Raw genomic sequence first — 14,106 nt, forward strand, 5'->3', positions numbered from 1 at the left:
GTTTAAATCATGTACATGCCGCCGTTAACATGCAGTGTCTCGCCGGTTACATAACCAGCATCTTCCGAGGCCAAAAATGCGACGGCTGCTGCAATTTCACGCGGATCACCCAAACGACCAGCAGGAACACCTGCTAGTGTAGCAGCACGTTGCTCATCATTCAGGGCTTTAGTCATATCAGTTTCGATAAAACCAGGCGCAACGGCATTCACAGTGATGCCACGTGAAGCAACTTCTCGTGCCATTGATTTGGTAAAACCAAGCAACCCGGCTTTTGCCGCTGCATAGTTAGTCTGGCCAGCGTTACCCATTGTACCGACAACAGAGCCGATGCTGATGATGCGACCGTGACGTTTCTTCATCATTGCACGCAAAACGGCTTTAGACAGGCGGAAGATAGACGTCAGGTTGGTATCCATGATGTCCTGCCACTCGTCATCTTTCATACGCATTAGCAAGTTATCACGGGTAATACCTGCGTTGTTGACCAGGATGTCAACGTCACCGTACTGCGCTTTGATGTCTTTCAGTACTGCTTCGATTGACTCCGGTGACGTTACGTTCAGCGCCAGGCCTTTACCGTTGTCACCCAAATATGCACTGATGGCTTCTGCACCGCTTTCAGATGTCGCAGTACCGATAACGGTAGCGCCACGCTCAACCAAAATTTCAGCGATAGCACGGCCGATACCACGGCTTGCACCTGTTACCAGAGCAATTTTACCTTCCAGGCTCATTGTCATTCCTCTTTTATAAATAGCATGCAGCCTGCCCGTCTTCTGTCATGGCTGAAACAGCAAAAGGCTGATTCACCCTCCAGAGGCAGGCCACAACCTTACTTGGCAGCGTCCAGGCTAGCTGGATCGTTGACAGCAGCACTGCCAAGTGCGCGATTAATACGTTTAGTCAGGCCGGTCAACACTTTGCCCGGGCCCATTTCAAGTAGTTGCTCGATGCCTTCTTCAGCCATGCGCTCAACAGATTCTGTCCAGCGAACCGGGCCGTATAACTGCTTAACCAGCGCTTGCTTAATGGCAGCGGGATCAGTTTCTGTTGCTACATCAGCGTTGTTGATCACTGGCACTGCAGGGGCGCTAAACTCGATGCTCTCTAGGGCAACAGCAAGCTTGTCAGCGGCTGGCTTCATTAGCGCACAGTGAGATGGTACCGAAACCGGAAGTGGAAGTGCGCGCTTCGCGCCAGCTTCTTTACACAGAACGTTTGCACGCTCTACCGCTTCTTTATTACCGGCAATAACAACCTGGCCTGGTGAGTTGAAGTTTACAGGGGAAACAACTTGGCCCTGCGCCGCTTCTTCACACGCTTTTGCGATAGCATCATTATCTAGGCCGATAATTGCAGACATCGCACCAACACCCGCAGGTACCGCTTCTTGCATTAGCTGACCACGTAGCTCAACCAGTTTCACGGCTTCTTTAAAGTCAATCACTCCGGCACAAACCAGTGCTGAGTACTCACCCAAGCTATGACCCGCTAGCACAGTTGGCTGTTCACCACCCTGCTGCTGCCATACACGCCAGATAGCGACTGAAGCTGTCAGTAGTGCAGGCTGGGTACGGTGAGTCTGGTTAAGATCTTCTGCAGGGCCATTTTGAACAAGTGCCCATAGGTCATAACCCAGTGCATCAGATGCTTCAGCAAAAGTTTGCTTCACGACATCAAACTGCTCCGCTAGCTCTGCTAGCATGCCAACAGCTTGAGAACCCTGGCCAGGGAAAACAATCGCGAACTTAGACATTCGATAATCCTTATTCGTTATTACTGATTATTCAGTATATTGACGAGCTATCCGTTTTGGTAATCATGCTGCTATACAAAAAGCCAAAATGCGACGTTATAGCAAAAAACGAATAGCTACCTATTAATTTAAGCGCGTAAGCGACTTGTTCTAATTCAGAGAACTGAATTAGAACTTCACTAATGCAGAGCCCCAGGTGAAACCACCACCAAAGGCTTCTAACAACAAGGTTTGGCCTCGTTGGATACGGCCATCGCGTACGGCTTCATCGAGCGCCGTCGGTACTGTTGCTGCAGAAGTGTTTCCGTGACGATCAAGCGTTACAACCACTTGATCCATCGACATCGACAGTTTTTTCGCTGTCGCCGAGATAATACGCAGGTTTGCCTGGTGCGGCACCAGCCAGTCAAGCTCAGACTTATCCATATTGTTGGCAGCAAGCGTATTTTTAACGAGGTTCGACAGTTGCGTCACAGCAACTTTAAACACTTCGTTACCCGCCATGTACAGCCATTTGTCATCGCTAAACTCTTGACCGTGGTCTGGTACTGCAACGCTTAGCAGACCGCCAAAGTGGCCATCGGCATGAAGGTGAGTGGAGATGATCCCCTGCTCTTCGCTGGCACCAACAACAACAGCACCGGCGCCATCACCAAATAGGATAATCGTTGAACGATCTTCTGGATCACACTTGTGTGACAACGCATCAGAACCAATAACCAATACATTCTTGGCCATACCTGTCTTGATATGCTGGTCGGCAATACTCAGGGCATAAACAAAGCCTGAGCACGCTGCGGCGATATCAAACGCCGGGCAGCCTTTAATATCGAGCATGCCCTGGACCTGACATGCTGCAGACGGAAAAGAGTGACTCGCACTGGTCGTCGCTACGATGATAAGATCAATATCTTCTTTATCAATGCCCGCCATCTCGATAGCGTTTAAAGAAGCTTGATATCCCATCACAGCTACAGTTTCATCTGCAGATGCAATACGGCGCTCACGAATACCGGTACGAGCAACGATCCATTCGTCGGTGGTATCAACCATCTGCTCTAAATCGGCATTAGAACGTACTTGATCTGGCAGGTAGCTGCCGGTACCTAAAATTTTGCTATACATGAAGACTAATAATGCCTCTCGAGTAAGACTTCTTCCAAACGGTCACTGATTTTTGTCGGTATTTGCCGTTTGACCTCGTATACCGCTTCGCCAATTGCATTTGAGAAAGCGGCAACATCAGCACTTCCATGGCTTTTGACCACAATACCGCGCAATCCTAACAGACTTGCACCATTGTACTGGTCGGGGTTCAACTGTTTCAGACTGGTGAATAGGTCACTAAACAACCATTTAGCCACTAAACGTTTCAGCGGGTTAGTGGTTATTGCACTTTTAATGCTGTCTATGAATAAATTTGCGACCCCTTCGCTGGTCTTTAGACTCACGTTGCCAACAAAACCATCACACACAATGACATTGGCACGGCCACTATAAAGCTCGTTACCTTCAAGATAGCCGATATAGTCTATGTCTGGTGAGTTTGCCAACATTTCGGCGCAACGTTTGACTAGATCATTGCCTTTTATCTCTTCCTCACCAATGTTGAGCAGAGCCACTCTTGGGGAGGCAGACGTATCCTGCTCGGCCAAGACAGCGCCCATCACCGCGAATTGGAACAGAGTATCAGCATCGCATGACACGTTCGCCCCTAAATCCAGCAACCAGGTCTTATTCGCCGTTTTCGTCGGGATCGCACAGACAAGCGCAGGTCGGTCGACACCGGGTAGCAGTTTCAGGGTATAGCGAGACAGTGCCATCAGCGCACCGGTATTGCCGGCACTGACACAGGCATCAGCCTGGCTATCAGAAACCGCATCTAATGCCATGCGCATTGATGTTCCCTTGCTCCGGCGCAGGGCCTGAGAAGGACGGGTATCATTAGCGATAACATGTTCACAGTGAACAATACTGATTCGAGGGTGTTGAAGTTGGTTTAGAAGGGACAGTTGAGATGTGATCGCACTTTGATCACCATAAAGAATAACTTTGAGCTCTGGGTATTGTAACAATGCCTGCACGGAGGCAGGCACTGTTACTTGAGGACCGAAGTCCCCACCCATTGCATCAAGTGCAACGGTTAGACCACTCAAGGTTCAACCTTATTTGTTGATAACCTTGCGGCCACGGTAGAAACCGTCAGCAGTTACGTGGTGACGTAGGTGAGTTTCACCACTTGCAGAATCTACAGATACAGCTGCAGTTGTTAGTGCATCGTGAGAACGACGCATACCACGTGCTGCACGTGATTTTTTGCTCTTTTGTACGGCCATTAACCCTACTCCTGTTAAATTACTTACTTAGATTTTTCAATACTGCAAACGGATTCGGACGCTCATCAGCAACGGGGATCTCACCAAAAGACATGCTTATTCCACTGGCCTTACAGTCAGCGTCATCATGCATGGCAATTTGAGGCAATTCCAGAATCAACTCGTCTTCGACGATTTGAATCAGGTTGATCTCACCATTTTCATCGACCTCAGCCGGCTCATAAGCTTCCGGAAACTCATCAGCTTCCTCTGGTTTGAGGAGCGGACTATAACAGAACTCCACACTGTAAGAGTGTTTAAATCCTTCCTGACATCGCTGACAGGTCAACATCACTTCAACATCTGCACTACCGCGCATAAATGCCAAGTGACGTTGGTCAAAGTCAAATGATAAGGTGACGTTTGCATCACGTGTTACGCTCTGAGTTGACTCGGCTAGACGCTCAAGTAAATCGGCTTTGATGATGCCATCATAGTCGAGTTTTTTCTGAGCAGCGCGAACCGGATCAACCGTTAGCGGCAATTTTACCTTTTGCATAGGGCGCGAATATTAGCCTTCTAATCAGTTTGAGTCAAAGGAAATGTGCGCGAATTAACAGCATTTAGCCAATTCACTTGCTCTCGATAAAGCGTGCTTCGCCAAACGAGGACATTTCCACCTTTTTGTCTGTTATCTGCCTGACTCTCAACAAGTTGAGACCAGCCATTTGAGTGGGCAAATAACACACAAAATATGATTAAAACTCAATCAGGCTTCTTCATTATTAGGCACACCTTCAGTATGGTGCGCGCTCAGAATAAATACCGCTTTTCTTGCAATAGCCAGCGCGCCAATCAGTCATAGCCTCGCGACCATTTGGCCGCTAGACTAACACAACCTCAGACAACCCGGGTACCACTATGACTCAACCCTTGCTCTTAGCATCAACTTCACCATTTAGAAAAGCCTTACTGGATAAGCTGCAGTACCCCTTCGACACCGCTAGCCCAGAGACTGACGAGAGCACACTCCCCAATGAGACAGCCGAGCAGCTGGTTACCCGGTTAGCCGAAGCCAAAGCTAAAGCCTGTGCACCCAACCATCCTAAGCACCTTATTATAGGCTCGGACCAAGTGTGCGTGATCAACGGCTCTATCATCGGCAAGCCCCACACTGCCGAAAAAGCCGTCCTGCAACTACAGGCTGCCAGCGGCCAGGTGGTCACCTTTTATACCGGCCTTTGTCTGCACAATGCGAAAAACGGCCACAGTGATGTGATCTGCGAGCCTTTTCATGTTCATTTCAGGGAGCTGACTGATCAGGAGATCCGCAATTATATAGAGCGAGAAGCCCCCTTAAACTGCGCTGGAAGTTTTAAAAGCGAAGGGCTCGGCATTGCCTTATTCGACAAACTTGAAGGCCGGGATCCCAACACCCTGGTGGGCTTGCCTTTGATCGCCTTGCGCGAAATGCTCGCCAAGCAAGGTGTCCGTATTCTATAAAAGAAAAGGCAAAACCAAAATTGCTAAGTAAAAGGCGAGAAGCTAGTAGCAGCACCTCGCCTGGTGAATACAATAAACCCTAATCCTCAACACACCGCCTGCGATTAGTTTTTCCGCAGCTGCTCTATCGCTTTAGCCAGCATTGGCTCCATCGGTGCACTGATGTCCATCATCTCTTCTGTTTTAGGGTGCTTGAACTTGATGTTCGCAGCGTGAAGGAAAAGACGATTGAGGCCCGCTTTTTTTGTGTAAGCATCAAAGCGCGGATCACCATAGCGATCATCCCAGGCAATCGGGTGGCCGGTGTACTGGCAATGAACGCGGATCTGATGGGTACGTCCCGTCACGGGACTCGCCTGCACTAAGGTCGCCTGCTCCAGTCGCTCAAGGACTTTAAATCGCGTATCCGATGCCTTACCGTTCGGATTGACCCGCACAATACTGTTCACTTCGTTCTTAAGCAATGGTGCCGTGACTTTCTTGCAGCTAGCCTTCCACTCCCCCATCACCAAGGCAAAGTAATACTTCTGTACCGTTTTATTGCGGAACTGCTCCTGAAGCTGGCGCAATGCCGAGCGCTTTTTCGCCACCAAGAGAATACCTGACGTGTCACGGTCGATTCGGTGAACCAGCTCCAGAAAACGCGCATCCGGCCGCAGCGCACGTAATGCCTCAATGGCGCCAAACTTCAACCCGCTGCCGCCATGAACTGCCGTTCCCGATGGCTTGTTCAAGATAAGCATTTGATCATCTTCATAGATGATACAAGATTCTAGCTCAGCAACCTTGTTCAGTTTAGTACTGACTGGCGCCTGCTCTTCTTTCTCAGGCATTTTTACTGGCGGTACCCGGACAAGGTCACCATCCTGCAATTTATATTCAGGTTTTATACGTTTTTTGTTTACTCGGACCTCACCCTTGCGCAAAATACGGTAAATCATACTTTTTGGAACATTTTTAAGCCGAGCACGGAGAAAGTTATCGATCCGCTGGCCTGCAAAGTCATCAGTAATCTCGATGAATTGCACTTTTGGTTTATCATCTTTCATAGGGTGTGATTGTATACCCAAATTACTCCATGATGCTATGTTCAGCGAGATATCAATGGTATTTAAGCAAGGCAGGCCTTTGAATGCTTAGTGGTGCTAAGTAGAAAAGGCCCTAACGCAGCATAAATGACATTGAAGTTCGCCCTTCGGGAGCCTCTCTGAGTTAAGCAACTTGGAGTAGTTTGGGTATAAGACGCATACAAAGCAGATTGCCGCAAAAAAGTCACCCTGCTATCATTGCGTGCAGGAGTAGGAAAAAGTGCCTACTTTTGTAACACGGTGAACAGAATATCACCTAACTGACTATTATTCATACAGCTCTGGCGGAAAGCGCAGCAAATGGCGTAAGACGTTATAACCTCCGGAGTGTTTTTTAGTGTGCTCGATTATAGATTTATTATTGGTGTGACAGATACCGCCGCGTGAAACGGTGATGACAGCTGTATATTTTCTGATCTAATCATCTTGATACAGCTGGACAATACGTGTTGTCAGATAGCACTCCTGAATTCCAGCCGTGAGGCTGCATTTGTAAATCAGACTTGGAGTCAGGCACCACCAATGGTAACTCGCTAATCGAGTCACTAGCACAACGACAAAAACGAGTACAATATAATGAAAAGAATGTTGATTAACGCAACTCAAAAGGAAGAGTTGCGCGTCGCATTAGTTGATGGGCAGAAGCTCTTTGATCTTGATATCGAAAGCCCTGGTCACGAATCTAAAAAAGCAAATATCTATAAAGGTCGTATCACCCGCATCGAGCCAAGCCTGGAAGCAGCGTTCGTTGACTACGGTGCTGAACGCCATGGTTTCCTTCCATTAAAAGAAGTTGCCCGCGATTACTTCCCAGCTAACTATTCCTACCAAGGCCGCCCTAACATTAAGGAAGTGCTGAAGGAAGGTCAGGAAGTTATTGTTCAGGTTGACAAAGAAGAGCGTGGCAACAAAGGGGCCGCACTAACAACGTTCATTTCTCTTGCCGGTAGCTACCTAGTACTGATGCCGAATAACCCTCGCGCCGGTGGTATTTCACGCCGTATCGAAGGTGAAGAACGTACCCAACTAAAAGCAGCGCTAAGCACGCTGGAACTACCACAAGGTATGGGCCTGATTGTACGTACGGCCGGTGTTGGCAAATCAGCTGAAGATCTGGAATACGATTTAAACTACCTGCTAAGCCACTGGGATCGCGTACGAGATGCCGCAGATTCTGCACCTGCACCTTTCCTGATCCACCAAGAAAGCAACGTCATCGCACGTGCTATCCGTGATTATCTGCGCCGTGATATCGGCGAAATCGTCATCGATAGCCCGAAAATCTTTGACCGTGCCCGTGATCATATCCAACAGGTTCGCCCTGACTTCCTGTCTCGTGTGAAACTCTACGAGCACAGCGAAACACCGCTATTTAATCATTACCAGATTGAGAACCAGATCGAATCCGCGTTCCAGCGTGAAGTTCGCCTGCCTTCTGGTGGCTCAATTGTTATTGACCCGACAGAAGCACTGACCTCAATCGACATCAACTCCGCCCGCGCAACCAAAGGCGGCGATATCGAAGAAACTGCACTTCAGACTAACCTTGAAGCGGCAGATGAAATTGCTCGCCAGCTTCGTCTGCGTGACCTAGGTGGCCTAGTCGTTATCGACTTCATCGATATGACCCCTGTTCGCCATCAGCGTGAAGTTGAAAACCGCCTACGCGAAGCTGTTCGTATGGACCGCGCCCGTGTTCAGATTGGCCGTATCTCACGATTCGGTCTGCTTGAAATGTCGCGCCAGCGCCTGAGCCCGTCTCTGGCAGAAGCAAGCCATCATGTCTGCCCACGCTGTACGGGTACCGGTGTTATCCGTGACAGCGAATCACTGTCGCTATCTATTCTTCGCCTTATTGAAGAAGAGGCCCTGAAGGACAACACTTCCCAGGTACTGGCTATTGTACCTGTCGCGATTGCTTCCTATCTGCTGAACGAAAAACGCCGCTCAGTGCAGCACATCGAGAAATCTCATGATGTGCGCGTGATCATCGTACCAAACGCAGAGATGGATACTCCGCATTTTGAAGTACTGCGTGTTCGCTCTGGTGATGAGCAAGACACCCTGTCTTACCATCTTCCACGCACGCTTGAAGCGCTGAAAGAAGCAGAAGCTGCTGAAGCACCTCAGCAAGAACGTATCGTGAAGAAACGTGAAGAGCCTGTTTTACAGGGCTTTGCGGCACCAACCGAGCCTGCGAAAGCGAAGAAGCAAGCACCTGCGAAAAAAGACGTAGCAGTGAAGAAAGAAGAAGAGAAACCTAACTTCTTCGGTCGTATTTTCTCTGCCCTTGCAAACCTATTCTCAGGTTCAACTGAAGCGGAAGCTGAGCAACAGCCTAAAGAAACCCAGGGCAAGCGCGGCCGTCGTGACAGTCGCCGTGGTGAGCGTCAGGATAGCCGCCGTGGTGAGCGCCAGGACAAACGTCAGGATAGCCGCCGTGGTGAGCGCCAGGACAAGCGTCAGGGCCGTAAACGCCAGGAAACTGAGCGCGATGATAGCCGCACTGCTGCTACAGGCGAGCAGCGTCAGCAGCGACGCCGCAGCGAAAAACCAAAACAGGACCGCCAGCAGCAACAGCTAGATAAACAAGCTAAGCAGCAGCGTCCGCAGCGTGATGAGGAAGCTAAAGAGCAGAAACGTCAGTCTCGTCGTGAAGAGATTCAGGCGCAGAAACAACGTCGTCAGGAAGCACAACCAAGCAAAGCTGACAAACCTGTAGCGGAAGAGAAGCGTGAGCACGAGCAGGAAAAAGCGACAAAAGTAAAACAGCGTCGCCAACGCCGCCAGCTACGCAAGAAGATCCGTATTGGCGATGAGCTGGAAACGGCGCCAATTCAAAAGCAGCAAGCAGAGCCTGTTGTTGAAGAGAAGAAACAAGCTTCTCCTCTGCAAGAGCTAGGTACCGCTGTGGCGAAAGAAGCATTGGCCCAAGAACCTCAAACTGAGAAAGATCAGGCAGAGCAAAACAACGAGCAGGAAAACGGCCAGCGCCGCAACCGTCGTTCGCCACGTCACCTGCGTGCAAGCGGCCAGCGCCGCCGTCGTATTCGTGACACTCGCCCTGAGAAAGAGGAAAACGTCGATGCAGCCGTAACAGAAGCCGTCGGCCACGCCGTCGAAGAAGCGACTGATACGCTAAACGCATTGGAAAACGTGGTTTCTGTGGTTGAAAAGCCAAAGGCTAATCGTCCGGCATCTGGTGTAGCTTCACCTGAAATGGCGATGGGCAAAGTATGGGCTCCGGCTCAAAAGCCTGCTGTTGAAGCAGTAACGACACCGGTAGAAGCAGTTGAAGCGCCTTCAGCAACCCCTGCTGAGGAAGTGACGATTGAAACCGCTGTACTGGGTGGTGTTGCAATGCCTGAGCTAGCCATGGGTAAAGCATTCCCGCTACGTACCCCTGTCCAAGCTGACCCTGTTGTTGAAGAGGTGACTTCTGAACAAGATGTGGCTGAAGAAACTACCCCTGAAAGCCCTGTAGCAGTTGAAGTTCAGCCAGCTCCTGTTGCTGAAGCTCCAGTTGTGGAAGTTGTAGAAGAAGCAGCGACTGAAGAACCAGTTTCTACACCAGAAGTGACTGAGGTTGAAGAACCTGCACCTGTAGAAGTCGCTGTTGATGCAGAGCCAGTTGCAGAAGTAAAAGCTGAAGTTGCAGCTGAAGAGAGTGTCGCGGTAACAGCAACCTCTCCACGCGGTCGACATGCAATTTCACCGATGGCTAAAGCCCCAGCTCCAGTAGAAACCGCTGACCGTACTGTTGTGGCTATTGCGCCATTGCGTGAAGAGCACGTGGCTACCCGCCAGGCTGGCAGCCAGACAGCGACTAATGTTGCTGCAGCGCCAATGACGAAACCTTCTATGGACTAAGTCAGTAAAAACACAAAAAAGCCATGCTAAATGCATGGCTTTTTTTTTACTTTATTTCCTGCCAAGCCAAAAATGAAAATTTTGGTGAATTTTCACGATTAACCCAATTGACATCAAAGTTTCTTACAGTTAATGACAATTATGTGCTCAAATCACGCTTGAAAGTTGAACTAAATCACATATTTCTGTAGGATTCGCGTCTTTCCTACGCTCTTTACATAACCGAATCGGAACAAAACTAAAGAAAATGTTTGAATTCCCACAATTTTCGCGTCAATCCGTCAAAAATGACGTACTTTCAGGGCTTACCGTCGCCCTGGCCCTGATCCCTGAAGCGGTTGCCTTTGCCTTCGTGGCAGGCGTCGACCCTATGGTAGGCCTATACGCAGCCTTCATTGTTGGCCTAGTTACTGCTGTTTTAGGTGGCCGCCCGGGTATGATCTCTGGTGCGACAGGTGCGATGGCTGTTGTGATGGTAAGCCTTGTTGCTGAACACGGTATCCAATACTTGTTCGCAGCTATCATGCTGGCAGGTGTACTACAGATCCTTGCAGGTGCATTCAAACTAGGTAAATTCATCCGTATGGTACCCCATCCGGTGATGATCGGTTTTGTGAACGGTTTGGCAATTGTTATTTTCCTTGCTCAGCTTGGTCAGTTCAAGGTACCAGATGCAGCAGGCGTAATGCACTGGATGCAAGGATCACAGCTTTACATCATGCTTGGCCTAGTTGCCCTTACCATGTTTATTATCCACTTCCTGCCAAAAGTCACGACCGCTGTACCGTCTTCGCTGGTTGCTATTATCACTGTAACCGCATTGGTTCACGGCTTGGATCTCGATTCACGTACTGTTGTTGATTTTGTCCGCAGCATGAGCGGCGATGAAAATGCCACCCTAGCAGGTAGCCTACCAACTTTTGCTATACCTGAAGTTGGCTTCAATATGGAAACGCTGCAGATCATTCTGCCATACTCATTGGTTCTTGCAGCCGTTGGCCTGATTGAATCACTACTGACACTAACTGTTATTGACGAAATGACGGGAACTCGTGGCCAGGGCAACCGTGAATGTGTGGGCCAGGGCCTTGCTAACATCACCTGTTCTGTATTTGGTGCAATGGGTGGCTGTGCAATGATCGGCCAGTCAATGATCAACATTAACTCAGGCGGCCGTGGTCGACTATCCGGTATCACCGGTGCTGTTGGTCTATTGCTATTCATTCTGTTTGGTTCTGCACTGATCGAAATGATCCCGCTCGCGGCGCTGGTTGGTGTCATGTTCATGGTGGTGATTGGTACCTTCGAATGGGCTAGCTTCAAGATGGCACGCAAAGTACCGAAGCACGACTTCTTCGCAATTATCCTGGTTACCTGTGTCACCGTTGCTGCAGACCTTGCACTCGCCGTTATTGTTGGTGTGATTTACTCGGCACTTGTTTTTGCTTGGGATCACGCAAAACACATCTACGCCTCAAGCCAAATCAACGAATCCGGCTCTAAGGTATACGAAGTCAATGGTCCGCTTTTCTTTGGCTCTGCCTCACACTTCCTGGAGCTGTTTGATGCCAAAAATGACCCTCGTGATGTGATTATCGACTTTGCAAATTCACGTGTTTCCGATCACTCGGCAATCGAAGCTATTGATACCATCGCAGAGCGTTATGCAAGCCAGGGGAAAACCCTGCACATTCGCCACTTGAGCCCAGAGTGCCGCTCGCTTCTTAAGAAAGCCGGTAATCTGGTAGAAGTGAACATGATGGAAGATCCAACCTACAAGGTTGCGACCGATACCTTGGGTTAATCAACTTTTTCATAATAAAACGCCCGCAGATGTGGGCGTTTTTTATATCAGAGGCCTAATAATTCTTGTCATTAAGCGAGAGCTAAACCCTTTCCAGCAAGCACTCTGAAGCTTCTTCGATCAGATCTAAAACAGCCTCGAATCCATTCTGCCCACCATAATAAGGGTCAGGAATTTCATTAATCTCGTCCTGCGAATAACTGAGATACAAGGCCAGCTTGCTTTGGTATTGTGCTGGGCAGATAGCTTCTAAATCTCTCAAATTGGCTTTATCTGCAGCCAGAATCAGATCGAAATATTCAAAATCACCTGCCTTCACTTGTCGGGCGCGGATGCCAGCAAAGCTGTATCCCCTCGCCTCGCCTGCCGTCTTCGCCCGAGGATCCGGCTTCTCTCCCTGGTGATAACCAATGGTTCCTGCAGAGTCTACTTCTAAGCCTACGCCCTTCTCAGCAGCTTTCGCACGCAGAACAGCTTCTGCTGTCGGAGAACGACAAATGTTCCCCATACAAACCACCAGTACCCTGTAGGTATTATTAGACATATCCATTCCTAATGATAATATCCTCACCAGCAATAAAAAGTTATTGCTTAGCTACTCATTGCATTTAACTTGACACCTTTAACACTATACATTTCATCTTATCGAAGAGGGAACATCATCGTGGTAAATAAAGTCGCTGTTTTATATGGTGGTTCTTCAAGTGAGCGTGACGTCTCACTAATGTCTGGCAAGGCAGTCTCTCAGGCCTTAAAGCGAAAAGGCTATGATGTTGTAGATATCGACGTTGATCACAGCTTTGATATCACATCGCTGCCGAGCATGAGAATAGAAAAGGCCTTCCTCGCCTTACATGGCGGGGATGGTGAAGACGGTACCCTTCAAGCTGCACTCCAACTGCTCAAAATCCCCTACACAGGGAGTGATCACCGAGCATCAGCGATTGGCATTGACAAGGCCATGACCAAAAAAGTTTGGCAAGCTTCTGGTATTGCTACCCCCCGCTTTTTTGAGCTGCACAAATCACGTTACAACTCAGACTCCCTGCCAAGCTTCATCCAAGATTATTCCTTCCCTCTTGTTGTCAAACCTGCCACCCAAGGTTGTAGTATTGGCATCAATAAAGCCCATAATATTGACGAGCTCCATGATTTCATTGAGGAAGCTTTCAAGTACGAGGGCAAGGTACTGGTTGAACAGTATATTTCAGGGCGAGAGTTTACCGTGGGGATCCTTAACCAACAGGTACTTCCAACAGTAGAAATTGAACACTCGCACTCTTTTTTCAGCCATGAAGCCAAATTTAAAGCAGTGGATACCCAATATCACTGTCCCGCCAATCTATCTGCAGATCAAGAAAAGGCTATTCGTGCCCTGGCTCTATCTGCGTTTCAGGCTATCAATGCCTCAGGCTGGGGACGAGTGGATATCATTGCTGATGAAAATGGCAATTTTTACGCGATTGAGGTAAATACTGCGCCTGGTATGACGACACGCAGTGTCTTCCCCTTAGCAACTGAACAACTAGGAATCGACTTCGACGAAACCGTTGAAGCTATTCTTCGCTGTGCCTGACAAAGCATCCAGAGCAGGGCCCAACTCTGCTCATTCTTGCTCATAACGGCCTGCTTTTTATCTCTCACACCCACTTAATGACAAACCACACTGTTAGATGGAACAATTGTTATCTCCTACCAACCCTATGATGCTTCAACCTGAAACTTTTCTTACTTTGCCATTGCCTTAGCGTCTATCCTGACGCAAAA

General features: G+C 48.9%; 12 protein-coding genes. 4 read left to right on the forward strand and 8 right to left on the reverse strand.

The window, feature by feature from the left end; genetic code table 11:
• Window positions 1-2: 2 nt before the first annotated feature.
• The 6 genes from fabG to yceD all read right to left on the reverse strand — a co-directional run bounded on the left by fabG (window position 3) and on the right by yceD (window position 4,633).
• On the reverse strand, window positions 3-737 hold the full coding sequence (gene fabG, locus AC51G0_RS12915; protein ID WP_496298945.1) for a 3-oxoacyl-ACP reductase FabG: 735 nt from the start codon (window positions 735-737) through the stop codon (window positions 3-5).
• A gap of 98 nt (window positions 738-835) precedes the next feature.
• Complete coding sequence (gene fabD / locus AC51G0_RS12920) at window positions 836-1,759, reverse strand: ACP S-malonyltransferase (RefSeq protein WP_496298946.1); 924 nt, start codon at window positions 1,757-1,759, stop codon at window positions 836-838.
• A 168-nt stretch (window positions 1,760-1,927) separates the two neighbouring features.
• Window positions 1,928-2,884: a beta-ketoacyl-ACP synthase III gene (locus AC51G0_RS12925; RefSeq protein WP_496298947.1), complete on the reverse strand. Its 957-nt coding sequence runs from the start codon at window positions 2,882-2,884 to the stop codon at window positions 1,928-1,930.
• Between the two features lie 5 nt (window positions 2,885-2,889).
• Window positions 2,890-3,915, reverse strand: a complete 1,026-nt coding sequence (gene plsX / locus AC51G0_RS12930; RefSeq protein WP_496298949.1) for a phosphate acyltransferase PlsX — start codon at window positions 3,913-3,915, stop codon at window positions 2,890-2,892.
• 9 nt (window positions 3,916-3,924) lie between these two features.
• Complete coding sequence (rpmF, locus tag AC51G0_RS12935) at window positions 3,925-4,095, reverse strand: 50S ribosomal protein L32 (RefSeq protein ID WP_006231206.1); 171 nt, start codon at window positions 4,093-4,095, stop codon at window positions 3,925-3,927.
• A gap of 19 nt (window positions 4,096-4,114) precedes the next feature.
• A complete protein-coding gene (gene yceD, locus AC51G0_RS12940; protein ID WP_496298952.1) occupies window positions 4,115-4,633 on the reverse strand; it encodes a 23S rRNA accumulation protein YceD in 519 nt (172 codons plus the stop codon).
• Between the two features lie 362 nt (window positions 4,634-4,995).
• Here yceD and AC51G0_RS12945 point away from each other — a divergent pair, with 362 nt between their 5' ends.
• Window positions 4,996-5,577 (forward strand): Maf family protein, encoded by a 582-nt coding sequence (locus AC51G0_RS12945; protein WP_496298954.1) that lies wholly within the window; start codon window positions 4,996-4,998, stop codon window positions 5,575-5,577.
• Window positions 5,578-5,681: 104 nt separating this feature from the next.
• Here the strand turns inward: AC51G0_RS12945 and rluC are convergent, their stop codons facing one another.
• Window positions 5,682-6,626: a 23S rRNA pseudouridine(955/2504/2580) synthase RluC gene (gene rluC, locus AC51G0_RS12950; RefSeq protein WP_496298955.1), complete on the reverse strand. Its 945-nt coding sequence runs from the start codon at window positions 6,624-6,626 to the stop codon at window positions 5,682-5,684.
• Window positions 6,627-7,250: 624 nt separating this feature from the next.
• On the opposite strand from rluC, the gene rne reads away from it, so the two are divergent.
• Window positions 7,251-10,535 carry a ribonuclease E gene (gene rne / locus AC51G0_RS12955; protein ID WP_496301942.1) on the forward strand — a complete coding sequence of 1,095 codons (3,285 nt, stop codon included), beginning with the start codon at window positions 7,251-7,253 and terminating at the stop codon, window positions 10,533-10,535.
• Window positions 10,536-10,782: 247 nt separating this feature from the next.
• Window positions 10,783-12,339, forward strand: a complete 1,557-nt coding sequence (locus AC51G0_RS12960; protein WP_496298956.1) for a SulP family inorganic anion transporter — start codon at window positions 10,783-10,785, stop codon at window positions 12,337-12,339.
• Window positions 12,340-12,421: 82 nt separating this feature from the next.
• Here the strand turns inward: AC51G0_RS12960 and AC51G0_RS12965 are convergent, their stop codons facing one another.
• Window positions 12,422-12,889 (reverse strand): low molecular weight protein-tyrosine-phosphatase, encoded by a 468-nt coding sequence (locus tag AC51G0_RS12965; protein WP_496298958.1) that lies wholly within the window; start codon window positions 12,887-12,889, stop codon window positions 12,422-12,424.
• Between the two features lie 114 nt (window positions 12,890-13,003).
• On the opposite strand from AC51G0_RS12965, the gene AC51G0_RS12970 reads away from it, so the two are divergent.
• A complete protein-coding gene (locus AC51G0_RS12970; RefSeq protein WP_496298959.1) occupies window positions 13,004-13,915 on the forward strand; it encodes a D-alanine--D-alanine ligase in 912 nt (303 codons plus the stop codon).
• The last annotated feature ends 191 nt before the right edge of the window (window positions 13,916-14,106 follow it).

It is taken from the genome of Photobacterium sp. HL06 (genome assembly GCF_059552575.1).